This is a genomic window from Sulfurimonas sp. ST-27, from assembly GCF_048081595.1.
GTDB classification, from domain to species: domain Bacteria; phylum Campylobacterota; class Campylobacteria; order Campylobacterales; family Sulfurimonadaceae; genus Sulfurimonas; species Sulfurimonas hydrogeniphila.
Genome location: NZ_CP182226.1, coordinates 1,736,588 through 1,759,136 on the forward strand (window position 1 = coordinate 1,736,588; position 22,549 = coordinate 1,759,136).

The window sequence follows — 22,549 nt, forward strand, 5'->3', positions numbered from 1 at the left end:
AATTCAGCAATAAAAGCACACTTTATTTTTAAGCATAACAGTCATTATTTTCACAAATCATCAAAAACATGACAAACTACAATAAAAATTCCAATAAAAATTCCAATAAAAATTCCAATAAACTAACATTATTGGTGTTCATTTATTTTTTAATATACGAGTCATTTGTGTTATAATGTTTGTTGATAGAATAGTTAAGTGATGAGGAAATATATGGAAGATACAACAAAATATCATAACTTAGCAAAAGATGCTGGAAATAAATTAAGAGCTTATATTTTATCTGTAGCTTCTGGTGGTACAGGTGTCTTTTTTCTTGCATTAACAAAAACAGATATTTCTAGATATAGCTGTTTAGAAAAATATTTATTGTTAATTGCATTGAGTGGTTTTATTATAACTGTAGTTTTAAGTTTATACGAATTACGAATAGATGCTCAACGTTTTTTTGCACTTGCAAAAGAATTAGAAAAAGAAGAATCACAAAGAACATGGTGTAAAAATGAATCATTTAAGAAAAAAAGACTTTTTATCATAAACCTTTCCTACTTTACATTAGGAATAGCTATAGTAAGTTTATCCATCTATCTTGGTTTGAAAATACTAAACACTTAACAAGTACGAGGAGACCAATAATTTACCCTAGCGGGAAAGAAAAAGTTTCTGTAGAACATGCACCTCCTAAAAGCTTTTTTCCAACAGATAAAAGAAATAATTTAATCACTGTAGATTCAGAAAGTGCATAATAAAGACAAAATTTTAAAAAACAACTAATGATTAAGAAGGAACAAAGTATAATTTTTCAAAAAAAGAGATATTTTGGAAGAAAAAGAAGAAGCAAGAAAAGAAACAAAAATAAAAGAATATGAAGCATTTAAGAAGTTTTTTATTTCTAAAATAGATAATAAATTACTGGTACCAAAAGAACAATTGTTGATAACAAGTGATAAAGATATGATTAATCTTCTTAATAATGAATTCACTTATTATTCAGGTCATTCACTTAATTATTACGGTCCTCACACTATAACTTATTTATCACAAGAATTTTCCAAAGAGATTCGAAAATATATTATTCAAAGTTTCACAACAAATGATATTAATCATGTCAATTCTATTTTTTATAATGAAGTTGAAATAGCTAAAGTAAAAATTGAAATAGATATAATTGATCATATTCTTGTACTATCTAAAGAAAAAAGGGAACAACTAAATAATAACTTAAATAAAAGTACAATGTCTATTATTTCTAAATATATAAGATTATATTTTACAAAAAATAGTTTATTTAATACAGAAGTAGAAAGAAGAGTTGTTAACTACTTAGAAATGAAAATAAGAAAAATGATTCTTTACTCATTTACTTCTCCAGAATGGGATGAAGTTCAACAAAAAAATAAAATAATTTTAAAATCAAATAAACTATATATAAAAGAACAAAAAAGATTAAAAACACTTAACGATTTATCAAATAAGCAATTAATTACAGTAGATAAGACTAAAAAAGATATAATCTTAAAAACTCGATTTCTACATGCAACTTATAAAGCTTCTGTTAAAGAATGTCTTATGGCTATGAAAAATGCTAATAATGATATATCTAGGGCTAGAAAGTTATTAGAACAAAATAATAAAGAAAAAATAATTGACAAAAGTCGCATATTAACAAATAAAGATGTAGAGTCAGAAATGGATAAAATGAATTTTACAATCATAAACTCTGAAATCAAACAAGAATCACTGATCCAAAAACTAGTTATAAATCCAAATGCAGATCATATCTTTTATTATTTAAAAATATTATATAAAAATAAAGCCTATTATAAGATAGGCATTACGAGACATTCAGTTAAAGACAGATATAGTTCAAGGAATGATAGGTATATTATTTTGTATGAACAAAGGGTTGATGGAGCCATTAAATTTGAAGAAATGTTAAAACAAAAATTTAAAAAAGATTTATTTCATTTAGCTTTACTGGGAACAAAAGGTACAGAAATCTTTGATAAAGATATTCTATGTTTAGATAATGAGTCCTGTAAATTACGCTCCTATGAATGAAATCTCCACTTTTAGGATGTAAAGCAACAACGATATAACAAGTACGAGGAGACCAATAATTTCCCTAGCGGAAAATTATTGCTCACGACAGTCGTTAATGGAATTAAATATTTTTATCTTTACAAATTTATATTATTATTGTACAATATTGTAAAGATAAAGGATTGACTATGAAAAGAGCAGTTAACTTAAGATTAGAAGAAAGTGTGATTATGACACTGAATCAATTAACAGAAGAATTAGATACAACCAAAACAGAAGTAATAGAAAAAGCTATAAGCTTTTTTTCAAAACAAAATAATTTAAAGCACAATCAATTATTACAGTTTGCAGGTAAATTAAAAAGTAATGATGCTGATACTATGTTGCAAAGTATTACTGAAGATAAGAATTCTAAAGACTTTGAGTTAAACCTTTAATGAAAAAATATTTAATTGATAGTGATATATTAATATATTTTTTAAAAGGGAAACAAGAAGTTGTTCAAATGCTATCTCAAATTCCAATAGATGATTTATATATTTCGAGAATAAATTATACTGAATTGATTTATGGTGCATACAACTCTTCAAAAATCAATCAAAATTTAAAAATTATAGAGCCCTTTTTAGAAAATTTTAAAATATTAGAATTCACTCAAGCATCAAGTTTAGTTTTTGCAAAAGAAAAAGTAAGATTGAAAAAAAATGGTAATATAATTGCTGACATGGATTTAATGATAGCAAGTATAGCTATTGCTAATGATTGTACTCTCATTAGTAATAATATTAAGCACTTTGATAGAATACAAAACCTAGAACTTAAACCAAAGCTATAACAAGTACGAGGATCCCTAAACGGTGCCGCTCAGCTTCGCCGTTTATATGAGTCCTTTTTTTTCATAACGAGCAAGCATACTTTTGTTACCGCTCACTCCGCCGCTATGTATATACATAATTTTTTCATCAGTTTGTTCCAAAAGTGCCTGCCACATTGCCGGAGCATAAAGTAAATCAAACTCAATTCCCTTTACATGTAAAGCCTTGTATATCTCATAAAACTCCTTATAGGGTTTTGCAAAATGGTATTTTCTCTTTGGTTCCAGGATAACAAGATTGTCCGGAATTTCTGCCAAAGCACGCATTTGCTTTTTGAGATAGCTGCTGTCCCCTATGCAGGGTGTTGTATAAACTCTGTACTCAGGTAAAGCAAGTGCTAAAAAAAGTGCTGTTGTCCCTGTACCAGAAGGTGTTGCGACTGCCTTTACATGTAAGTCTCTGCTTTGTTCCTGTATCTCCTGCGCTAAAACTTCCAATCCTGTTTTTGCTTCCTGTACTGCGCCACCCTGATCAACAAAACAGGTTTTTGCATTTACATGTAAGCGCAAAGAAGCAATAAACTCTTTATAAAAATCATTTTCTATTTCTCTATGCTGCATACCTAATTTCAGGGCATGTGCATAGTTTCCGCTGCCTTGCTCTTTTTGTGTTGCAGAAAGTTTTTTTGTATAGTAAAGAAATTTCCATTTTTTTTTCTGACACAAGGCGGCCAACGCCAGCATAGCATTAGACTGTGTTCCGCCGTAGGATATCAGCGTATCATAAATGTTGTCTGGAGTATTTAAGAGCGTGTAGAGTTTTCTGTATTTGTTCCCTGCCAAACAGGGGTCAATGAGGTCATCGCGTTTGACAAAAAACTCTCTCTCTTCTAAAATAATTTTAGAAAGAGGAGAGTTTTGCATGTCTAACTACTTAATAGATGCTTTTTTCTGCAGTTCATCCATTTTTTTCTTCATAACAGCTTTAAATTTTTCCATTTTCAGACGCTGTTCTATAAATGCTTTTACCTCATCAAAACTTCGTGTCAATGAAGGTTTTTTGTCTTCCACATAAATAACATGGTATCCAAACTGTGTTTTAACCGGCTTTGATGTCACTTCGCCTTTTTTCATAGAAAAAACTTTATCATTAAAAGCAGGTACCATTTGCCCTTTACTGAAGTATCCAAGATCTCCGCCTTTTGATCCGCTAGGCCCTGTTGACTCTTTTTTCGCAAGCTCTATAAACTTTTCTTTGAGTTTTTCTCCGCTTAAATGTTTCAACTGCGCAATGATTTTTTCTGCTTCCTCTTTGGTTTTTACTAAAATATGGCGGGCATGCACGCTCTCTTTTTCATTAAATTCTTCTTTGTTTTTGTTATAGTAGTCTTTTAACTCTTTTGTTGAAATTTTAATGCCGTCAAGCAGTTTCTTCTGCCAAACCTGAATAGCAAGCTCTTTTTTCATTCTTTGTTCAAGCTTATTGTATTCATTCTTATACTCCGCAGAGTTGATGATACCGGATTTTTTTGCATCATCATAAATCAACTCTTTGCCTATAAGCTGTTGTAAAACCTGTTGTCTGAATGCAGCCTGACGATCAGCCGGTACCTGGTTAAATCGCCCCTGTGTCGCCTGCATCAGCTCCTGGTCAACTTCTTCTTGGGTAATTGGTTTTCCATTTACTGTCACTAATGTTTTTGCACAGACGACTGAACCTGTCAACAACAGGGCAGATAATAGCATTGTAATTTTATTCATTATAGAGTTCCTTACTAAATTGATAAAGAGAAGTTTAATAACAATATATTAATAGTTATTAAACAGATTCATTTTCATAGCTTATTTTAAGGTATTTGTCTAAAATATACTCCAGTTTGTCTCTTGTTAGCGGCTTTGAAAGATAATCATCAAGCCCCTCTTCCAAAAGCATCTCCTTGTCCCCTTCCATTGCCATTGCTGTCAGGGCAACAATCGGCGCCTGTGATTTTAGGAGCATCATATCTTTAATCTCTTTGGTTGCAACAATCCCGTTCATATACGGCATATCTATATCCATAAATATAATGTCATATTTTTTCTCTTTATACATTTTTACCGCTTCAAGTCCGTTAGAGGCGGTTGAAACATCTATGTTATACTCTTCCAGGAGTATTTTTATCAGACGCTGATTGATAAGATTGTCTTCCACAACCAAAGCCTCGGTTTTATCTTTGAGAGTAAGTTCATTTTTATCTTCATTGGTATATTTGTAGCTGTTTGCCATATACAGATGTTTGGCTATCACACTGGCCAGCAATGGTTTTTCTATCACTTCATCAATAATGTGTGTCATCTTTGTTTGCAGTTTTTCATCTTCATCCAAAAGAAAAACAACAGGTGCCTGCTTTTTATATGTCGCCAGATCCAGTATCCATGATGAATCACCCTGGTCACCTACCACATAAAGCTCATCTATATCTGTATAAATATCAGCATTGAGTTCGGAAGATTTTGTCACATCAATAGCAAAAGAACGCAAATAGGTCGTTAAGAAATTGGCATCATCAACTTTTTCTTTATCCAGTAAAAGCACTTTTGCTTTTTTATTTGGCATCATTTTGTAGTTTTGCCCTCTTGAAGCTTTAAAATCAAGAACAAAATTCACGTAGGTACCGTTGTCTAATTCACTTTTTATACGTAATTCTGATCCCATCAACCGTACCAGACCGCTTGAGAGGCTCAATCCTATGCCGAGTCTCTCATCTGCATGACTGCCTGCGGTAAAAGGTTCATCCATAAGAGATATCTGTTCTTGAGACATCCCCTGACCATTGTCTTTGACACTAAAACCGACAGAACAGGCTCCGTTTTGGAGTCGTTTTAAAAGTTTTACTTCTATAATAACCTTGCCGCCATGCGGTGTAAATTTAATTGCATTTTGAATGATAGAACGCATAACCTGCAAAATTTTGTTTGCATCACCTTCAAGTTCCTGTGGCAATTTCGGGTCTATAAAACTCATAACCTGTACCCCGTTGTTGCTTGCCTTGTCAAAACATGTATATATGAGTTTTTCCATTGCGACAAGAAGATTAAAAGGTTCTGACTCCACTGTAAGACGCCCACTTTGCAACTGCGCCAAATCCAAGAGACTTTCAATATTATTCATCAGATTTTTAGAAGAGTAATCAATCATATCAAGGTATTCATTTTGATGTTCGTTAAGACTGGTTTCTTTGAGCAGCTCTATAAATCCGAGAATACCATTCATCGGAGTTCTAAATTCATGCCCTATATTGGCCAAAAATTTTGTTTTCAGCTTTTCAACCTCTTTCACCTGCAAACGTGCTTTTTCCAACTCTGTAACATCTTTTAATTCCAAAATATACAGCTTCATGTTTTTTGAATACCTGTGACACTTTGCTTCAATACTGAGAAGTTGCCCCTTAGCATCAGTCATATTTACCCTGTAACCATCGCTTTTGTACTTTTTAATATAATCCAGCCAACTTTTGTCAGACTCGGTAAAAATCTCTTCACTCTCACTCAAAAACATATCACGAATACTTTCATTGGCTCTTTTAAAATCTTTTATATCAAAATAATTCATTGTAGTGAAAAAAGTTTTATTTGCACCGATCCATCCTTCACCTTGTAAAAAATAGAGCATCATTGTATCACTGCTGTCTGCCACTTCAATAAAGAAATCTTTGTCCAATTGTGAAAAAAGTGTCTCCTTTTTTTTGCCTGTATCATACACATGCGTGTTTTTTTGTTTTGAAAACAGTGAAAATATGCCCATATTTTACCCCTTTTTAAAAGTCATTGCTTTGATTATAACATATAAGTTGCTAAAATACATTTATGAAAAAAGCAACGAAAAAAGAGATCCAAGAGATCCAAAAACGCTTTATGGAGCGCTACAGTGATGCGGTCACAGAACTGCATTATAAAAATGCCTATGAACTGGTAATTGCCGTAGCACTCTCAGCGCAATGTACCGACAAAAGAGTCAACCTTATTACTCCTGCCCTGTTTGCAAAGTATCCGACGCCTCAAGATTTGGCAGATGCTGATATAGAAGAGGTGAAAAAGCTTATTAACACCTGCTCCTTCTTTAACAACAAAGCAAAAAACCTCATAGCCATGGCAAAACGTGTTGCGGAAGTGTATGACGGTGAAATACCAATGAATGAAAAAGACCTGCAGACCCTGGCAGGCGTCGGACAAAAAACAGCCCATGTTGTGATGATAGAGTATACCGGTGCGAACCTGATGGCAGTGGATACCCATGTATTTCGTGTCGCACACAGACTTGGTCTGAGCGATGACAAAACAGCCAAGGCAACAGAAGCCACTTTGGTAAAAAAATTCAAAACCGACCTGCATGTACTCCATCAGGCAATGGTTTTGTTTGGAAGGTACATCTGCACTGCCAAAAATCCTAAATGCGATGAATGTTTTTTAACAGAGTTTTGCAGAACAAAAGAGAGTTTCAAAGTTTAGGTATGCAAAGTGCTTGGAGATTATTATGATACGCATATATTTATTAGTTTTATTCATGCTTTTTTTTAACGGCTGTCTAAACAAACACGGGATTTCTGCAAAATACTACAGTGACTGCAAAGAGTACTACGATTTTCAGGGATATTATCACAAAGAGTGCGGAGATGATGACATCATTACCTATGAGACAATGGGCAAAGAAATAAAAAAAGGCAGTGCAAAAATCAAAAGTTTTTTTGGTGAAAAAGAGCAGCCAAAAGCAGAAAAAAACGTCTGGTAGGTTCTACTCTTTTACAGCGATAAAAGTAGCAAAATTTGCCCAGCGCAAAAGTACTTCACAATGAGAGAAACCTGCATTTAATGCCATTTTTATATTTTCTTCTTCACTGTAAGGCACCAGTACATTTTCCAGAGCTTCGCGTTTTTGCATGATTTCATACTCGGAATAGCCCTGCGCTTTTTTAAAATCATAATAACATTCAATCAACTCTTTGTTGAGTTTGGGATGATGAGAGATGACTTTTTCGCTAAATATAAATACACCCTCTTTTTTTAATGAAACGGCTATTTTTTTTACCAGCTCTTCACGAACAAGAGGACGAATAAATTGCAGAGTATAGTTACTGATAAAAACATCTGCCTCTTTATAATCATAGCTCAATATATCCGCATTGCAAACTTTTATGTCGGCACCATACGCTTCGCATTTCTTTCTTGCACGCGTGAGCATTGCTTCAGAATTGTCAAGACCTATAAGCTCTGCCTTGTTTGAGAGTTTTCTGTGAATACTCAGCAGTGTTGATGCGGTTGAACAGCCAAGATCATAGACTCTCCCATTTTCATTCAGGTTTTTCAGTGCAAAAAATTCTGTAATTTTTTGCGCCTCTTTGTAAAAAGGAACACTCCGCTCGAGCATATCATCAAAGACAGCTGCCACTTCTTCATCAAATTCAAACTGTTTTTTTATCGGTTTTGTAAATACTTTATCATTCATAACTGGAATTTTATCAAAATAAGCCTATAATTGAGCAAAAAAAGGATATTAATGGAACTTTCACTCTCTTCTTGGATGATGATTGCTTTTTTACTCGGTCTCGGTCTGAGTGCATGGAAAATGTATAAATTTATGCCGACAAAACAACTCAAAGATGATGACACAACCCCTCAGGCACAGACAGAATTAATGGATTTGATTTTAAAAATCATAAAAGGCAGTCATGGAGAACTCACAGAAAAAGAGTTGCATGAAATGGTCACAAAACACGAAGATTTTGACAAAGAGCATTTTTGGAGATTTAATGAAAACAAACTGAGACAGCTGTTACATATACACTATACAAAAAATCCTGATACAAAAAGTATCAGGGATATTCACAAAAAACTACACTCTTAGTTTCTGTTCATGGCATTCAAGTCTTTATAGGCCTGAATAACACGCTCAACCAGACCTTCCTGTCCGGCACGCAGCCATTTTCTCGGATCATAGTATTTTTTGTTCGGTTTGTCTTCACCTTCCGGATTTCCGATTTGACTCTGAAGATAATCATGATACTTTTCTATATACTGACGAACGCCGTTCCATGTTGCCCACTGAGTATCGGTATCGATATTCATTTTTACAACACCGTAACTGATCGCTTCACTAATTTCTGAAGGCAAAGATCCTGAACCGCCGTGAAATACAAAGTTGACAGGTTTCTCTTTTGTATGCAGTTTTTCCTGAATATATTTTTGTGAATTGTCTAGTATCTTAGGTGTCAACTGTACATTTCCCGGCTTGTAAACACCGTGTACATTTCCAAAGGAAGCGGCTATTGTAAAATTTGGAGAAATTTCACTCAACTCTTTATAGGCAAGAGCCACCTCTTCGGGTTGGGTATATAAAAGTGCATTGTCAATGTTTGTGTTGTCCACACCGTCTTCTTCTCCGCCTGTACAGCCTAGCTCTATTTCGATGCTCATACCGATTTTGTTCATTCTTTCAAAATAGGCTTTACATGTACCGATGTTTTCATTTAAAGACTCTTCTGAGAGATCAAGCATATGGGAAGAAAACAGCGGTTTTCCCTGTGTTTTGTAATAACTCTCACCTGCTTCAAGCAGAGCATTTATCCACGGAAGCAGCTTTTTTGAGGCATGGTCAGTATGCAGAATCACCGCAACACCGTAAGCCTCTGCCATCATATGTGTATGAATCGCACCGGCCACCGCTCCAATAATTGCTGCTTTTTCACCATCATTGCTTAAACCTTTGCCTGCATAGTAGGAAGCACCCCCGTTACTGAACTGTATAATCACAGGAGAGTCGGCTTTTGCAGCAGCTTCCAATACACCGTTGACAGAGTCAGTATTTACAACATTGACAGCAGGTATAGCAAAACCATTTTCTTTTGCATATTCATAGACTTTTAAAACATCATCACCAAAAAGGACCCCGGGTTTAACAATATCCAATACACCATTACTCATAATAATTCCCTAAAAAATTTAATTTTACAATTATAATATATAGTTCATTTAAAAGAACTTTATGCTAAAATCAGAATCCCAAAGGATACATAAAGATGAGTGCTTGTGAAGAAATCAATACTGATATAGTTTTAATAGATATCATTAATTTTTCAATGCTTACCATACAGCAACAGTTTGAAATCATCAATTTTTTGACACGCAGTTACAAAAAAATCATACAACGTCTGCTTGAAAGTGCAAAACTTCCTGTAGAAGAACTTATTTTGGGGTATATCCCGACAGGAGACGGATTTTACTGCATACTCACACCAAAGTTCAGAGGCTACGGAACAATTTTAGGGCTGAGCTTTCATCACTTTTCGGAGCAGCTTTCAAAGAAATTTTCCTATTTTCATGGCTTGCGTATAGCAGTGCATACGGGGAGAATCAATAAATTTACAGACATTTTAGGGCATCAGAATTTTATAGGCACAGGACTCAATGACTGTGCCCGATACTTGGAAATTAAAGACTTCAGTATTTCAACGGTAATGATCTCTCATGAAGCATATTACAATTTTAAACGTTTCATTTCTGTGCATAAAGAGTACAACCAACTTCTTCAGGAAAGAGAATTTAAAAAGTCCACCCTCTTTGCTTTTCAGGACAAGCATGGCAATGAAAAAAAGGGATACCGTGTATGGCTGAGAAAATCAGGTATAATTATTCCTCCAATTTATAAAGGGCACCTCTAAATTTTAACACCCGGTGTTTCAAAAAGGACAGTATATGAAATTTACACTCGATGAATATTCAAAAAAATTTAAAATGTCAAAAGAGATGATCAGTTCAAAACTTCGCAGCAAAAAGTTAAATTATATCGTTGAAGATGACACTGTTTACATAATTGTTCCCGAGGAAGCCTCACCGCAACCACAACAAAGACCTCAGCAAAACACTCCGCCTGCAAAACCACGGACAACGGTTGCCATGGTTTTGTCATTGTACCAAAAAGAGAACCTGCAGCTCAAAGCTAAAATTGTCCAACTCGAAGAGAAAATAGACAAACTCATCAATGACAAAGAGCAGATGCTCCGTGATGAGATGAGTAAAATAGAAAGAGTTTATGCCACAAAAGACGAGCAGTTAAAGCAGGTTTTGGAACTGCTCAACACAAAACTTCTTGCCCAAAACAGCAACACGGTACATGATGTCGAACCTTTGCCGCAAACACAAAAAACCATAGAGGTGGAAAAAGACAACCAGATTGTTGAACTCAAAACCTATTTGAAAACACTTGATCTGGAGCCCTACCAGAGAAAAATCATCAAAAAAAGATTTTTAGCCGTGTATGACAGCGATATCAGAGTCATTAAACAAAACGGTAAACTCTACCTCGATTTTGCGAAGTATGATTACAGTGATTTGTTAGAGTATTAATGAATGCCAAAAAAAACAGAACATAAAATTATAAAAACCCGTCATATCAAAGAAGCATTGCAAACATTTGCGCAAGAAAATTTTATTCTTCCATCAGAATGTGACTTTGTTATAAACAAGACAGAAACATATATAAAAAGCAATGCCAGCACTTCTTTTGAACTTTACAGCAAAGAGATACAGGAAAAATACAAAGATAAAGAAAAAATACTCAATGAACATGTGGAATTTCAACAGCGCTATACTGTCACGCTGATGAAAAAAGAAAAAAGAGATCTTGAACTTGAATATACTATAGATTTTTCAAAATTTTTCACACATCCTTTTTTGATACTGTCACCGGATTCAAAAATTCCCTATAAATCACATCAGCCTGTTGAGTTGTTAAAAATACTCTTTAGAGAATGCAACAAAATCAAAGCGTATCATAAAATACTTGTGAACATCTTTGATGAAGAGATGAAAAAATCTCTGAAAATTTTAGTGAAGTACATATATGCAGGAAAATTTGTCAAACGTGTCAAAATTCCTCTGTTTGAAGGGATAGAGCCTGTTCTCACACGTCCGGGTAAACTTATTTTTTGGTTTAAAGAAAAAGCACATACAGGCGAAGTTATTGAAGTAGATGAAAATGAACTTCTTGTTGAATATAAAAAGCCTGTATACGGACAAAACGGACTCAATGCTTTTGGTGAATATATAGACGCAAATTTTGCCAACAACATGGATGACCTGCAGGCAGATGTTGATGAAAAATCTATTACAATAGAGGAAAATGCAACATCAAAAAAATATATAAGCAAAATACGCGGATATGTACATTATGACGGCAAAGAACTTCTTGTTGACAATCGCATAAAAGTCAGTGAAATCACAAAGCACAAAGACCTTGTAGAAGACCTCGAAGACAATAATATTGAAATAGTGGTGACACAGCATGATACAGCAAGGGATACCATAAAAGAAGGGGTGACACTTGTTTCAGAGAGAATACATGTAAACGGTTTTGTGGGAGCAAAAAGCCGTCTTGAAGCGATAACCCTTGAAATTGAGGGAGCTACCCACCAGGACTCACTCCAGTATGCAAAATATGCAACCATTAACAGACATAAAGGTACATTACGATGCCATGAGGGGAAAATTTCTCTGCTTGAAGGCGGTGTGGTACATGCAACCACTGTAGAAATTGAGGCTTCCATAGGGGGTGCTGTTTACGCCCAGGATGTTACCATCAAGCACGTGAAAAACAATCTAAAAGTTTATGCTTCGAATTCTATTACCGTCCGGCTTGTATCCGGTGAAGACAATCTCTTTAAAATAAACTACCGTGATGTCCCAATAGTGCAAAGCAAACTGCAATTTATAGACAAAGATATCAAGGAACTCAGGCATAAATTAGAAGGAGCAAAAAGACACAACTTAAGTAAAGTTGAAGAGCTGGAAAAAGAGATTACACGCCTTAAAAAAGAAAAAGAGGCAATACACAACGCCTACAAAAATGCAAAAATTACTGTCAAAGAACCTTTCAAAGGTTTAAACAACATTGTCTTTACTATTGACAATGCCCATGAAATAGCCTACAAAACAGATGCAAAATTCTATCCTCCCTTTTATCTTGAAATACAAGAAAACATCATCACCCTTCACCCTGTCGCAAAATCCATAGTTATCGAAGAAAAATAGTATTTTTTTTAATTTTCTTTGTTTATTCTTCAAAACTCCATACTCTTTACATACGGTAATCCGTATGCAAAATACATTAAATACATCATTATAATATATATAAATTATATAATACACATTAATCAATATTTATCATACGATAATTATCAATTTATATTATAAAAAATGTATATTTAAGTATTTATTCCGTATAATATTTTTTATGCAAATAAATGATTTATTTAACATCCTCCATAACTCAATAGAGTCTCAATACAATGGGAAAAAGATTTCCCTTAAAGATATGGCTAAAAGTCTGGGGATTTCTATGCGTACATATCAGGACTGGAAACTGGGACGTGCCAAACCACAGGCTGCGGCAACTGTTATAAAAATGTTAGGTAAATTAGATGATGATGAAATTATCAGGGCTGTAAGAAAAATCAACAGGTTAGAGGAGTAGCGGAATGGGGATACTGACTAAAAATGAAAGAGATGGTCTTGAAGATGTGTTTTTATCAATACATACATCAACAAATAAATACAAAAAAATTAAAGATTTATCAGCTTTAATTATGATGCCTAAAACGACTCTAAATTTCAAAAAGCTCTTAAAACAGGCTAAATGTGGACTAAAAGAAACAAAAATTTCAGATTTTCTTCTTAAATACACCAAAAAGAAGAAAAATTTAAGCAAATAAACTATAAAGTATCTGTAGCTGAATTATTTCAGGGCAAATCTTAATCCAAGGGTAAATTTATGAATAAAGCACAATTCGTTGAGTTAGTACAAGAACACGGAAACTACAAAACTAAAGTTGAAGCTGAAAATGCAATTAAAGCTTTCACTGAAGCAGTAATAGAAGCCTTAGTAAAAGGGGAAGATGTTTCTCTCGTTGGTTTTGGTAGTTTTGCGGCAGTACTTCAAAAAGGTAAAACCGGTAAAGTTCCGGGTACAGATAAAACTTATACGACTCAAGATAAAATGGTTCCTAAGTTTAAAGCAGGTAAAGGTCTTAAAGACCGCGTTGCAGCTGGTAAATAACTATTTAATAGTATTGCTTTTGAGAAGCAGTACTATTCTTTCTTTTCCCCTATAATTTTTGAACAAAACCCTCCTTTTATATAAAATACAAAACAGACTTGCTATACTACGCAAAAAGCATAAGGAAATTCAATGAAAATAACAAAGAGTGAAGATGAATGGAAAAAAATTCTGAGTCCTGAAGCTTTTTCGGTATGCCGAAAAAACGGCACAGAAGCCCCTTTTTCCGGAAAATATTATGATAACAAAAGTGATGGTATTTACAAATGTATCTGTTGTGGTGCCCCGCTTTTTGAATCAGGTACAAAATTTGATTCAGGAACAGGCTGGCCAAGTTATTATGAAGCTGTTGAAGGGGCTGTCACTGAAATAAAGGATATGTCACACGGTATGATTCGTACAGAAGTCAGATGCAGCAGTTGTGATGCTCACTTAGGCCATCTTTTTCCTGATGGTCCTGAGCCTACGGGACTGCGATACTGCATCAACTCTGTATGTTTAGACTTTGAAGAAGAATAAGGAGCTTTTTAATGAAACGAATTTTACTGGCACTGGTATTACTCTATACGACTCTTTTGTTTTCAAGTGAGAATAATCCGCATGTTGTCCTGCAAACAACACAGGGAAATATAGAACTTGAACTTTTTCCGGATGCGGCACCTTTGGCGGTTGAGAACTTTCTTACACATGTAAAGGAAGGCTATTACAACGGTGTTGCTTTTCACCGAATCATTCACAATTTTATGATTCAAGGCGGTGATCCGACTGAAAGCGGCAGAGGCGGTGAAAGCATCTGGCATAAAGAGTTTAAGGATGAATTCAAAGCAAATCTTGTTTTTGACAAACCCGGTATTTTGGCAATGGCAAACAGAGGTCCAAATACAAACGGCAGTCAGTTTTTCATCACAACAGCTCCGACACCATGGCTTAACGGCGGCTATACAATTTTTGGAAAGGTTGCAAATCAAAAATCCATGCAAACTTTGCAAAAACTAAACAATGTCGCTACTTCCGGACGTTCTGGCGGAGACAGACCGCTGGAACGTCAGGAAATAATCAAAGCATACATAAAATAGATACTTTATGTATGCAAGGCCTTAAAAACTTTAAGCGCTTGCAGGTGCTGGGCGACATCATGCACCCGTAAAATGGATGCACCGTTTTTTACTGCTTCAAGATGAAGGGTCAATGTGCCGGGAAGCCTTTCTTCAACAGAAGAAGGTGAAATTTTATCTATCATGGATTTTCTGGAAGCTCCGACCAGCAATGGCTTGCCCAGCGTTAAAAAGTGCTCAAGGCTATTTAAAAGTCTTATATTGTCTTCTACTCTTTTTCCGAAACCTATGCCTACATCAAGCACAATTTTTTTCACTCCAAAACTCTCAGCTTTTTCTACTCTTTTGCTAAAGAAATCATATACATCCTCTATGACATTTTCATAATGGGGGTTTTTCTGCATCGTTTGGGGCGTTCCTTTCATATGCATGATTACCGCTGTTGCATTATAAGCCGCACAAAGCCTGCATACCTCATCGTTTTGCAAACCGGTTATGTCATTTACAATACTAAAACCGCTCTCCAGTGCCCTTTGTAAAACTTTTGGTTCATAACTGTCACAACTGAATTGTACCTTTTCATACAGTTTTTCTTCTTTTATAAGTCTCAAAAGCGGTTCTATTCTTGCCAATTCCTCTTCTACACTCACATATGGAGCATTTGGACGAGAAGAGACAGCACCGATATCTATTATATCTGCACCCTCTTGAATCATAGTCTCTATGGTTTGTATTGCTTCTTTTTCTTTGAGCCTGCTTTGTGCGTAAAAACTGTCATCATTCGCATTAACAATACCCATAATTTCTACTGCATCCGGCTGACAAACCTGCGCAAACTCTTTGAGTTTTTTTGCTAACTCTTTGAGTCCAAAAGGTTGTGCCAACTCTTTTTTTGCCAAAACTTTCAGCTGTTTTGTATTCGCAATGAGTATGCAGTCAACTTTTGGCTTTGCTGCGATAACTGTCCCCCGGGGAACAGCCAAATCAGCCCCGATGGAGAGAGCATCCTGTTTCAAAATATTGGCAGCCCCTACATGCAAATCATATATATATAAAATATGCATTGTTGCTTTTGACGCCAAAATTGTAATACCGCCCGAATCAACACCAAGCTTTTGCAATGCATCTTTTATATTTATTTCATTTGACAGTTTTTCTACTCTCACGGTCTCTCCTGTGCAAAGCTCATAAGCAGCATTGCCAAAACACTTTGAGGCCGTGAATTCAGATCAAGCAATCTGTAGGCCTTGTCAAAATTATCCAGCTGCAATGGAGAAAGTATGAGCCTGTCTATAACAGTTGCTCTGTAAAAAAGCGCTTCAACCAAAGCTTTGGCTTCTGTTTTAGAGACTCTGGCATGCTGTTTTAAAAATGCAAAAACCTCTTTATAGTCAAGTCGTGCAAGTGTAATATCCAACTCCATAACACTGTGATGGAGCTGGTTCTTTAAAATCGGCAGTCGTGAGCGTACAGTAGGCAGCAAGTTGGATTTCGTCGGGGAGATTATAATAAACTCTATATTTGCCGGCGGTTCTTCCAAAAGTTTTAGCAGAGAGTTTTGTGCCACATCAGTAAACTCAAAAGCTGCGATGATGATATACTTTGTCTGTGCTTCGCTGATGTACGCTTCAGCCGTTACAAGTTTTGCATGTTCAATTTTAAAATTTTCTTCTATAAACTTTACAACCCGGAAGCCCTGCAGTTCATTTTCCAGTTTTTCAGCAGCTTCCTCCACATCATTTGCAATGAGGATATGCCCTTTTATTACATCAGGAACTTGCATCAACCTCTCCAAACATTGCAGCATTCAACGAAGCATCAAAAAGTTTGTAAAGTTGTAACAGTTTGATATCCAAATCCGTATCATAGGATTTGAGTGTAAACGCATTGTTGAAATCTTCATCAAAGATCCAAAAATAACTTTCATCTTTTCTTTTGGCGATATCGCTGCGTTTATCATCTCCTTTGCCGATGTACCAAAAAAAATAATCGCCCTTAAAAGAGAGTGAAATCATATCATCTATAATATCTATCATTTCACCACTGCCTACACTGTTGTAATGTGTATAAATATTGTCAATGCTGATGATAGGTATCATAGGGCGTTCAAGCAGTACTCCGTTTAAAGAACTCAAAATGTAATTTTCAAACCACTTTCTTTTTTCGTCAGTAATTAGAATAATTGTTTTGCCATTAAGAATCTGTTCCAGTGCGTATGCAGTTGTTTTAGACCACTCAAACCGGTGTTCTTCAAGCCAGCTGAGACTGCCGCCCTTTTCTCTTATGGCATCCAGGCTCCATTGTGCAAAATCCGGCATGTAAGTACTTATTTGTCTAGCTCATAGGTATTGTGCAGAGATCGCACCGCAAGTTCTGCATACTTTTCGTCTATAACCATGGATACTTTTATTTCTGATGTTGAAATCATATTGATATTGATATTTTCTTTTGCCATCGTCGAGAAGGCTTTGGCAGCAACACCGGCATGCGATTTCATACCAACACCCACTACAGAAACCTTACAGATATCTTCATTATAAGAATCATCTTTGATTTCACCGCTTTGTACAAAGGTATCTACAACAGATTTTGCATCATGCAGATCACTCACAGGTACAGTAAAGTCAATATTTGTTGTATCATCAACCGCTTTGTTCTGAATGATCATATCCACATTTACCTCGGCATCTGCCAATGCATTAAAAATATCAGAAGCAATGCCCGGTCTGTCTTTGACACCCATTAAAGAGATGCGTGCCTGGTTTCTGTCTAACGCAATTCCGCTTACTAGTGGTTTTTCCATAATATTTTCTTCCTTTGTAATTAATGTTCCCTCATCATCGCAAAAGCTGCTTCGTGTTACGAGATTGACATTGAGTTTTTTTGCCAGTTCTACAGAGCGGTTTTGTAATACTTTTGCACCTAATGATGCAAGTTCAAGCATCTCTTCATAAGAGATTTTATCAAGTTTTTTTGCTTTTGGTTCAATTCGCGGATCTGTTGTAAAAATACCTGTCACATCCGTATAAATTTCACACAAGTCAGCTTCTAATGCACCTGCGATAGCAACAGCTGAGAGATCGCTTCCTCCACGTCCGAGTGTTGTGACATCTCCGTCTGTGTTTACTCCCTGAAAACCGGCAACTACAACAACTTTGCCACTTTGCAACGCACTTTTCATAGCTTTGGGATCAATCTCTTCAATACGCGCTTTGGTATGCTGCTTGTCGGTTACAATACCTGCTTTTCTCCCCGTCATTGCAACAGCATCAATTCCCATCTCCTGCAGTGCAATAGAGAGGAGTGCCGATGTCACTCTTTCACCTGAGCTCAAGAGCATATCCATCTCTGCACGGGCAGGATTTTTTGAAAAATGTTCGGCATATCCAACAAGTTTGTTTGTTTCTCCGCTCATTGCCGAAACAACAACTACTACATCATGCCCGGCTTCTTTTGTTTTTGCCACACGATTCGCTACATTTTGTATGCGTTCCAAATCACCAACACTGGTCCCACCGAATTTTTGAACTATTAGCATTTACAACAGCCCCTCTCTTTTAAAATGATTTATAACTTTTTCATATACAGACTGCTTAAAATGCGGTGTAAAGTCTAAAACATCCTCTATTGCCACAAATTTATAGTTTATAAACTCGGGATGCTTTGTATCTAGGTTTATTTTGGCATCTTTTGCGAGTTTGAGTAAAAAATATTTTTGTGTCTGTCCCTTATACGGCTTCATTTTACTCGCAATTTTAGGAGGAAAATCATAAGAAATCCACTCTGGATATTCTGCTATTATTTCAGCAGAGTCTGTCCCTATCTCTTCTTCCATTTCACGGAAAAGAGCCTCTTTGACCTCTTCGCCTTCATCAATGCCACCCTGTGGAAACTGCCAAATGTCAGTCAAATCATTTCTTTGTGCGATAAAAACATCTTTTTTTTGCGGATACTCATTTGAGACGATTATCATAGCAACATTGGGACGGTATATTTCTTCTTTACTCATATAAGCACCTGTATTTAATTGTACGCGATTATACAGCAATAGCAATTAAAATAAGTTTATCCGGCTATAATTTCACTATGTTAGTTTATATTCATATTCCTTTTTGCGATTCCAAATGCTCTTACTGCGCTTTCAACTCTTATGTTGACAAGTTTCACCTCAAAGAGAATTACATGTATGCCCTTAAAAAACAGCTGCAGTATGAATTGCAAAGATTTCAGGCAGAAAAAGAGACTATAGAAACTGTTTTTATAGGAGGAGGCACGCCTTCAACCGTTGCCCCGCAGCTTTATGAAGAAATTTTCGACCTGCTTAATCCCTATCTTGTGAAAAACGCAGAAATAACCAGTGAAGCAAATCCCAACTCTGCAACAAAAGAGTGGCTTGAGGGCATGTATACTCTCGGAGTGAACCGTATCAGCTTCGGAACGCAGACTTTTGATAAGGAAAAACTCAAAATTTTAAACAGAGCACATACCCCGCAGATGTCTTCAGATGCTGTTCACAATGCCTCTGCTGTCGGCTTTAAAAACATCTCATTGGATTTGATTTATGCTACCCTGGGTGATACAAAAGAACTTCTTTCACATGACATACAAACAGCGCTGTCTCTGCCAATCAATCACATCAGTGCCTATGCCTTAATGATTGAAGAGGGTACGGCCTTTGAAAACCGTCCTCAAATGTCAAGTGAACAGCTCTCACTTACAAAATGGATTTTCAAAGAGATTCAAAAGCATGGGTTTTCACAGTATGAAATAAGCAATTTTGGAAGCTATCAATCTCTTCACAATCTTGGCTATTGGCAATATAAAGACTATATCGGTGCCGGAGCCGGAGCTGTCGGCAAACTTGGACTAACAAGATTTTATCCCTTAACTGATATAGAAGCATATATCAGCGATCCTCTGTCAATCAGACAAGAGATACTCACACGAGAAGACAAAAGACTCGAACAGATCTTTTTGGGTCTGCGCTCTGTTGTCGGCGTAGATCAGGATATATTAAATGCACAGGAACGGCAAAAAGCAGAAATTTTGCTCAATGAAAACAAAATCATGTTAAAAAATAATATTTTATACAACACAGATTACCTTTTGGCAGATGAAATTGCGCTCTTTTTGACCTCTTGAAGATTTTTTAATGATTCTTTGGATAAAATCTCACTATCAATAAACTATGAAGGCTGAATATGTTTGGTATGGGTTTTACAGAGATGCTACTCATAGCAGTTGTCGCTATTTTATTTCTAGGTCCGGACAAACTGCCTAGTACAATGGTCGAAATTGCTAAATTTTTTAGAAACGTTAAAAACACGATAGGAACAGTAAAAGACTCCCTTGAAGAAGAGATGAATTTAAGTCAGATAAAACAGGAAGCACTTGCTTATAAACAAGAGCTTCTCAATGCCAGCGAAAGCCTGAACAAAGTTACAGACATTCCTGCGCAGGCCGGTGCAAAACTTACAAACCTCACAGACAATCTTTTAGAAGATGATGAAGATACAATCGAAAAAGCACCTAAAGAGACGCAGGAAGTGACTTTTAAGAAAAAGAAGAAAGAGAAAGAAAAAGAAAATACAGAGAAAGAAGAAGAAAATAAAAATGTTTGATGAATTAAGACCGCACCTTGTAGAACTCCGAAAGAGGCTGGCTATTTCAGCAGCAAGTTTAATAGTTATGTTTTTTGTCATGTTTTACTTCCATGAACCTATACTTACATGGATGGTACAGCCACTCAATGATGCTCTGACAGAAGTCGGCAAAGTCTCTGTCAATGCGGCAAACGGTATGATTACCACATCACAGGTTGGCGGCGCATTCTTTGTCGCATTGAAAGTTTCCTTTTTTGCAGCGATTGTCGGAGCCTTGCCTATTATACTTTCGCAAATTTGGCTTTTTATCGCGCCTGGACTCTATGCCCACGAAAAAAAGATGATCATTCCTTTTATTGTCGGTGGTACAGTTATGTTTCTTGTGGGTGTTCTTTTTGCCTACTATATTGTGACACCTTTTGGATTTGACTTCCTCATTACCTTCGGTTCATTTAAATTTACTCCGCTTATTAACATCGAGGATTATGTCGGATTTTTTACAAAAATCATGTTTGGTTTCGGTCTTGCTTTTGAACTGCCTGTGTTTGCCTACTTTTTGGCACTTCTCGGACTTGTTGATGACAGACAGATGACGGCATTTTTCAAATATGCAATCATTATTATTTTTATAGTTGCAGCCCTGCTGACTCCACCGGATGTGTTAACACAGCTGCTTATGGCCGGTCCGCTTGTGATACTCTATCTGCTTTCTATTTTGATAGTGAAAATGGTAAACCCTGCCCCGCCTTTGGAAGAAGAAGAGGATGAGGACGAAGAGGAAGAAGATGAAAGCAGTTTAAGTGTTAAGCATCATGATGAATATGATGAGCTTACAGACAAAAAGGACAAAGATGAGTAACCAGGAGTTACTCACTGCAAGCTATGACTTCACTCTTCCTGATGAACTTATAGCAAACTATCCTGCTTCTCCCCGTGATCATGCAAAACTTTTAGTCTACGACAGAGCCACGGACACAATTACACACACCTTTTTTTATAATCTTGAAAACTTTCTTTCTCCGGAGTGTGCTCTCATTTTTAATGATACAAAAGTTATAAAAGCAAGACTTTTTGGAAAAAAACAGAGTGGCGGGAAAATAGAACTTCTCATAAACAGAGCCATTACTGCACACAATATCAATGTATATATTCGAGGAAAAGTGAAGAGAGACACAGAGATATTTTTTGATGACAATCTCATGGCAAAAGTGACACAATTAAATGATGACGGCAGTCGTGAAGTCAATTTTTACCAAAATAACATACTCTTACGGTTTGAAGATTTGCTTCCTGTAATAGACAAAATAGGGCATATCCCTCTTCCTCCCTATATTCAAAGACCAGATGAGGATGAAGATGCTGATGAATACCAAAGCGTATTTGCTTCGCAGGAAGGAGCCGTTGCCGCACCTACCGCTTCGCTGCATTTTACCTCCGAGCAGCATAAAAGAATTTGTAAAAAACACAAGCATGCCTATATTACTTTACATGTAGGAAGCGGTACTTTTAAACCTGTGGAAGCTGAAGTGATTACAAACCATCCTATGCATTCGGAGTACTATGATATTTCAAAGGAAGCAAAAGAGATTTTGGATTCTGATATTCCTGTCTTGAGTGTTGGAACAACATCAACAAGAACTATAGAATTTTATGCAAGACACAAAGGACAAATGAGGGGTGAAGCAAATCTATTTTTACATCCAAACAACAAACCCTTACGCGTGAATCATCTTTTGACAAATTTTCATCTGCCAAAATCAACACTGCTTATGCTGGTTGCATCTTTTGTCGGGCTTGATAAAACGCATCAGCTTTACGCTGAAGCGATACAAGAAAAATACAGGTTTTACTCCTACGGTGATGCTATGTTAATTTTGTAAATACATTCCACAAAATACAAATTAAAACCCTAAATATAGGGACTTTTAAAATAAATAAAATTTCTTTT

29 protein-coding genes are annotated in these 22,549 nt (G+C 35.8%); 19 read left to right on the forward strand and 10 right to left on the reverse strand.

The annotated features are described in order from the left end of the window. Positions 1–213 precede the first annotated feature (213 nt). From ACM66U_RS09165 to ACM66U_RS09180, 4 genes are all read left to right on the forward strand, one after another. Positions 214–615 (forward strand): hypothetical protein, encoded by a 402-nt coding sequence (locus tag ACM66U_RS09165; protein ID WP_418640590.1) that lies wholly within the window; start codon positions 214–216, stop codon positions 613–615. Between the two features lie 204 nt (positions 616–819). After that, positions 820–2,061, forward strand: coding sequence for a hypothetical protein (locus tag ACM66U_RS09170; RefSeq protein WP_418640591.1), 1,242 nt, complete (start codon positions 820–822; stop codon positions 2,059–2,061). A gap of 170 nt (positions 2,062–2,231) precedes the next feature. Then, complete coding sequence (locus ACM66U_RS09175; protein ID WP_418640592.1) at positions 2,232–2,480, forward strand: hypothetical protein; 249 nt, start codon at positions 2,232–2,234, stop codon at positions 2,478–2,480. Then, positions 2,480–2,878, forward strand: a complete 399-nt coding sequence (locus ACM66U_RS09180) for a PIN domain-containing protein (protein WP_418640593.1) — start codon at positions 2,480–2,482, stop codon at positions 2,876–2,878. The genes ACM66U_RS09175 and ACM66U_RS09180 overlap by 1 nt, the downstream gene beginning before the upstream one ends. Before the next feature lie 42 nt (positions 2,879–2,920). On the opposite strand, the gene ACM66U_RS09185 is transcribed toward ACM66U_RS09180, so the two are convergent. Genes ACM66U_RS09185 through ACM66U_RS09195 form a run of 3 tightly spaced genes read right to left on the reverse strand, consistent with a single transcriptional unit; the run spans position 2,921 to position 6,641 of the window. Further along, a complete protein-coding gene (locus tag ACM66U_RS09185; protein ID WP_151899774.1) occupies positions 2,921–3,781 on the reverse strand; it encodes a pyridoxal-phosphate dependent enzyme in 861 nt (286 codons plus the stop codon). A 6-nt stretch (positions 3,782–3,787) separates the two neighbouring features. Beyond that, positions 3,788–4,618, reverse strand: a complete 831-nt coding sequence (locus tag ACM66U_RS09190) for a peptidylprolyl isomerase (protein ID WP_418640594.1) — start codon at positions 4,616–4,618, stop codon at positions 3,788–3,790. A 58-nt stretch (positions 4,619–4,676) separates the two neighbouring features. Further along, on the reverse strand, positions 4,677–6,641 hold the full coding sequence (locus ACM66U_RS09195) for a response regulator (RefSeq protein ID WP_346389866.1): 1,965 nt from the start codon (positions 6,639–6,641) through the stop codon (positions 4,677–4,679). Between the two features lie 62 nt (positions 6,642–6,703). On the opposite strand from ACM66U_RS09195, the gene nth reads away from it, so the two are divergent. After that, on the forward strand, positions 6,704–7,345 hold the full coding sequence (nth, locus tag ACM66U_RS09200) for an endonuclease III (RefSeq protein WP_151899771.1): 642 nt from the start codon (positions 6,704–6,706) through the stop codon (positions 7,343–7,345). A gap of 55 nt (positions 7,346–7,400) precedes the next feature. Then, positions 7,401–7,625: a hypothetical protein gene (locus ACM66U_RS09205; protein WP_418640595.1), complete on the forward strand. Its 225-nt coding sequence runs from the start codon at positions 7,401–7,403 to the stop codon at positions 7,623–7,625. Positions 7,626–7,628: 3 nt separating this feature from the next. On the opposite strand, the gene cmoA is transcribed toward ACM66U_RS09205, so the two are convergent. Then, the gene (gene cmoA / locus ACM66U_RS09210; RefSeq protein WP_151899769.1) at positions 7,629–8,339 is read right to left on the reverse strand and encodes a carboxy-S-adenosyl-L-methionine synthase CmoA; all 711 of its coding nucleotides are present in this window, start codon (positions 8,337–8,339) and stop codon (positions 7,629–7,631) included. 51 nt (positions 8,340–8,390) lie between these two features. Here cmoA and ACM66U_RS09215 point away from each other — a divergent pair, with 51 nt between their 5' ends. Further along, complete coding sequence (locus tag ACM66U_RS09215) at positions 8,391–8,738, forward strand: hypothetical protein (protein ID WP_151899768.1); 348 nt, start codon at positions 8,391–8,393, stop codon at positions 8,736–8,738. On the opposite strand, the gene fbaA is transcribed toward ACM66U_RS09215, so the two are convergent. Beyond that, positions 8,735–9,814 (reverse strand): class II fructose-bisphosphate aldolase, encoded by a 1,080-nt coding sequence (fbaA, locus tag ACM66U_RS09220; RefSeq protein WP_151899767.1) that lies wholly within the window; start codon positions 9,812–9,814, stop codon positions 8,735–8,737. The two genes, ACM66U_RS09215 and fbaA, sit on opposite strands and share 4 nt — an antisense overlap. A gap of 95 nt (positions 9,815–9,909) precedes the next feature. Between fbaA and ACM66U_RS09225 the strand changes: the two genes are divergently transcribed. The 8 genes from ACM66U_RS09225 (at position 9,910) to ACM66U_RS09260 (ending at position 15,019) form a co-directional block, all read left to right on the forward strand. Next, positions 9,910–10,551: a hypothetical protein gene (locus ACM66U_RS09225; RefSeq protein WP_151899766.1), complete on the forward strand. Its 642-nt coding sequence runs from the start codon at positions 9,910–9,912 to the stop codon at positions 10,549–10,551. A 34-nt stretch (positions 10,552–10,585) separates the two neighbouring features. After that, positions 10,586–11,236, forward strand: a complete 651-nt coding sequence (locus ACM66U_RS09230; RefSeq protein ID WP_418640596.1) for a hypothetical protein — start codon at positions 10,586–10,588, stop codon at positions 11,234–11,236. Positions 11,237–11,239: 3 nt separating this feature from the next. Further along, positions 11,240–12,919 carry a hypothetical protein gene (locus ACM66U_RS09235; RefSeq protein WP_418640597.1) on the forward strand — a complete coding sequence of 560 codons (1,680 nt, stop codon included), beginning with the start codon at positions 11,240–11,242 and terminating at the stop codon, positions 12,917–12,919. Between the two features lie 202 nt (positions 12,920–13,121). Continuing rightward, the gene (locus tag ACM66U_RS09240) at positions 13,122–13,361 is read left to right on the forward strand and encodes a helix-turn-helix transcriptional regulator (RefSeq protein WP_151899763.1); all 240 of its coding nucleotides are present in this window, start codon (positions 13,122–13,124) and stop codon (positions 13,359–13,361) included. Positions 13,362–13,365: 4 nt separating this feature from the next. Further along, a complete protein-coding gene (locus ACM66U_RS09245; protein ID WP_151899762.1) occupies positions 13,366–13,599 on the forward strand; it encodes a hypothetical protein in 234 nt (77 codons plus the stop codon). Positions 13,600–13,658: 59 nt separating this feature from the next. Further along, the gene (locus ACM66U_RS09250; protein WP_151899761.1) at positions 13,659–13,943 is read left to right on the forward strand and encodes an HU family DNA-binding protein; all 285 of its coding nucleotides are present in this window, start codon (positions 13,659–13,661) and stop codon (positions 13,941–13,943) included. Positions 13,944–14,075: 132 nt separating this feature from the next. Then, on the forward strand, positions 14,076–14,462 hold the full coding sequence (gene msrB / locus ACM66U_RS09255; protein WP_151899760.1) for a peptide-methionine (R)-S-oxide reductase MsrB: 387 nt from the start codon (positions 14,076–14,078) through the stop codon (positions 14,460–14,462). 11 nt (positions 14,463–14,473) lie between these two features. Beyond that, a complete protein-coding gene (locus ACM66U_RS09260) occupies positions 14,474–15,019 on the forward strand; it encodes a peptidylprolyl isomerase (protein ID WP_418640598.1) in 546 nt (181 codons plus the stop codon). 5 nt (positions 15,020–15,024) lie between these two features. On the opposite strand, the gene folP is transcribed toward ACM66U_RS09260, so the two are convergent. Genes folP through ACM66U_RS09285 form a run of 5 tightly spaced genes read right to left on the reverse strand, consistent with a single transcriptional unit; the run spans position 15,025 to position 19,007 of the window. Next, on the reverse strand, positions 15,025–16,164 hold the full coding sequence (folP, locus tag ACM66U_RS09265; protein ID WP_418640599.1) for a dihydropteroate synthase: 1,140 nt from the start codon (positions 16,162–16,164) through the stop codon (positions 15,025–15,027). Next, positions 16,161–16,781, reverse strand: a complete 621-nt coding sequence (locus ACM66U_RS09270; protein WP_418640600.1) for a DNA polymerase III subunit delta' — start codon at positions 16,779–16,781, stop codon at positions 16,161–16,163. The genes folP and ACM66U_RS09270 overlap by 4 nt, the downstream gene beginning before the upstream one ends. Then, positions 16,768–17,316, reverse strand: coding sequence for a HobA family DNA replication regulator (locus tag ACM66U_RS09275; RefSeq protein ID WP_151899756.1), 549 nt, complete (start codon positions 17,314–17,316; stop codon positions 16,768–16,770). Before ACM66U_RS09275 ends, ACM66U_RS09270 begins: the two co-directional genes overlap by 14 nt. Before the next feature lie 8 nt (positions 17,317–17,324). After that, positions 17,325–18,536 carry an aspartate kinase gene (locus ACM66U_RS09280; RefSeq protein ID WP_151899755.1) on the reverse strand — a complete coding sequence of 404 codons (1,212 nt, stop codon included), beginning with the start codon at positions 18,534–18,536 and terminating at the stop codon, positions 17,325–17,327. After that, on the reverse strand, positions 18,537–19,007 hold the full coding sequence (locus ACM66U_RS09285) for an RNA pyrophosphohydrolase (protein ID WP_151899754.1): 471 nt from the start codon (positions 19,005–19,007) through the stop codon (positions 18,537–18,539). 77 nt (positions 19,008–19,084) lie between these two features. On the opposite strand from ACM66U_RS09285, the gene hemW reads away from it, so the two are divergent. The 4 genes from hemW to queA are packed head-to-tail and all read left to right on the forward strand — an operon-like array spanning position 19,085 to position 22,481. Next, positions 19,085–20,140 (forward strand): radical SAM family heme chaperone HemW, encoded by a 1,056-nt coding sequence (gene hemW, locus ACM66U_RS09290; RefSeq protein WP_418640601.1) that lies wholly within the window; start codon positions 19,085–19,087, stop codon positions 20,138–20,140. A gap of 59 nt (positions 20,141–20,199) precedes the next feature. Continuing rightward, complete coding sequence (tatB, locus tag ACM66U_RS09295) at positions 20,200–20,619, forward strand: Sec-independent protein translocase protein TatB (protein WP_151899752.1); 420 nt, start codon at positions 20,200–20,202, stop codon at positions 20,617–20,619. Next, entirely contained in the window at positions 20,612–21,460 is an 849-nt protein-coding gene (gene tatC / locus ACM66U_RS09300) for a twin-arginine translocase subunit TatC (protein ID WP_418640602.1), read from the forward strand. Before tatB ends, tatC begins: the two co-directional genes overlap by 8 nt. Further along, positions 21,453–22,481 carry a tRNA preQ1(34) S-adenosylmethionine ribosyltransferase-isomerase QueA gene (gene queA / locus ACM66U_RS09305; RefSeq protein ID WP_151899750.1) on the forward strand — a complete coding sequence of 343 codons (1,029 nt, stop codon included), beginning with the start codon at positions 21,453–21,455 and terminating at the stop codon, positions 22,479–22,481. Before tatC ends, queA begins: the two co-directional genes overlap by 8 nt. Positions 22,482–22,549: the final 68 nt, after the last annotated feature.